1 protein-coding gene is annotated in these 1,858 nt (G+C 73.6%); it reads right to left on the bottom strand.

The window, feature by feature from the left end:
- Window positions 1-1,627 (bottom strand): threonine/serine exporter ThrE family protein (locus K6I34_RS36465; RefSeq protein ID WP_229332314.1); only part of this gene is annotated, 1,627 nt, incomplete at its 3' end.
- Window positions 1,628-1,858: the final 231 nt, after the last annotated feature.

The raw sequence follows: 1,858 nt of genomic DNA, 5'->3' as shown, positions 1-1,858 counted from the left end.
TCGCGGCGCGCCGTGCCGCGCCCTCCCCCGGCACCCGCAGGAACAGCCGCGCCATCTCCGACCCCAGGTTCACCCCGATCGCGATGGCCAGCGCCAGCGCCGCCGCCTTCGTCAGGGCGGAGATCCCGGTGCTGAGCTCGTTCTTCGCGAAGTTCAGCAGCGCGAAGTACGTCGCGCTACCGGGCAGCAGCGGCCCGATCGCCGCCGTGACGTACGGCAGCGCGGACGCGAACCGGTAGCGGGCCAGGAGCTGGCCGAAGAGACCGACGACGCCCGCCGCGATCGCCGTGGCGGGGACCGGGTCGATCCCCGCCGTGTCGGCGAGCGCCGCGTAGATCACCCAGGCGACGCCCCCGTTGAGGGTGACCGTCAGCAGGGTGTGGCGTTCCTGCTGGAGCAGCAGCGCGAACGCGAAGACCAGCAGCATGGACGCGGCGATCTGGATGAGCGGCCGCTCCTGGCGTTGCAGGGCCGCCTCGGGGTTGAGCGTCCCGCCGCCGATGTGCACACCGCCGTAGAGCACGACGAGCACGCCGCAGACGATGCCGACGATCAGGTAGCCGACCTCGAGCAGCCGGGCCGCCGCGGTGATGTAGAAGCCGGTCAGGCCGTCCTGGACGCCCGCCACGAGCGCCCGCCCGGGGATCAGCGCGAACAGACCACCGGTGATCACGGCCGACGCCTGCACATGCGCGTGGCTGGCGCTGAGCGCCACGCCCATGGCGGCGGGCGGCATCGCGGCGGCGACGAACTGGTAGAACTCCGGCAGCCCGCGCCCCGAGGCCAGCCACGCCAGCCGGTCGCCCAGCATGGCGCCCGCGGCCGCCGCGAGGAAGACCACGAGCCCGCCGCCGACGAGGAGGCTCGCCGCGCCCGCGAGCAGCCCGGAGGCCGCCGTCAGCGCCCAGCCGGGGTACGGGTGGCGGTTGCGGCGCATCTCGGCGAGGCGGCGGTACGCCTCCTCCAGGGTCAGCCCGCGCGTGGTGATGTCGTGGACGAGCCGGAAGACGGCGGAGAGCCGCGTGTAGTCGGTGCCGCGACGGCGCACCGTGCGGTTGGCCGTGATCGGGTCGTCGGTCAGGGACGGCTGGTAGCTGACCGTCAGCAGGGTGAACGTGACGGTGGGCTCGCAGCGCCCCAGCCCGTACGCGTGCGCGACGCCGAACATCGCCGCTTCCACGTCCTCGGCGCCCTCGCCGCCCGCGAGCAGCAGCTCGCCGATGCGCAGGGTGAGGTCGAGGACGCGCCCCACGGGCGGACCGGGCTCGTCCGCCTTCTCGGCGCGCTCGGGTACCGGCCGCTCCCCCACGGGCATGCGCAGCATGGTGCGCATGCGGTCCTGCCAGGGCGCTTCCTTGGTCAGGCTGATCTTGGGGATCCCGTGCGGCGGGGTGACCGCGGGAAAGGAGCTCACGGTGCCCGCGGGGACGGCGAAAGCGGAACCCTCGTCCGGCCCGCTCTCCGGCTCCGCCACCCCCTCCGGCAGGGCGAACTCGGAGGTGGGGTGCTCGTCCTCCGGGGGACCGGGAAGAGGCACGCCCAGGGGTGGTGTGAACGCGCTGCGCGCCTCGTCGGACTGCGGTTTCCGGTCTTCCACCGGTTGCGTGTTCCGCTGGCGCTCAGCCACCACCGTGCTCCTCGTACACCCCTCGTCTCTTCCAGGGCCTCATCGCCGATTTTTCCCCAGCCACGCCGTTTCCGGTAACCGGGGGTGGCTTCTCGCCGTCGCCGCCCTGCGGCGGGAGCGGCCTGCGGCCGCGTCCTCAAACGCCGGACGGGCTGGGTGGGTGGTGAAGGTAGTGGGAAGTGTCTCTGGGGGCTCCGCCCCCAGTCCCCCACGGGGGCTCCGCCCCTCGAC

The organism is Streptomyces sp. UNOC14_S4 (assembly GCF_020740835.1).
Lineage (GTDB): Bacteria > Actinomycetota > Actinomycetes > Streptomycetales > Streptomycetaceae > Streptomyces.
The sequence above is the reverse complement of the archived record's forward strand: the minus strand, read 5'-3'. Positions and strand labels throughout refer to the sequence as shown.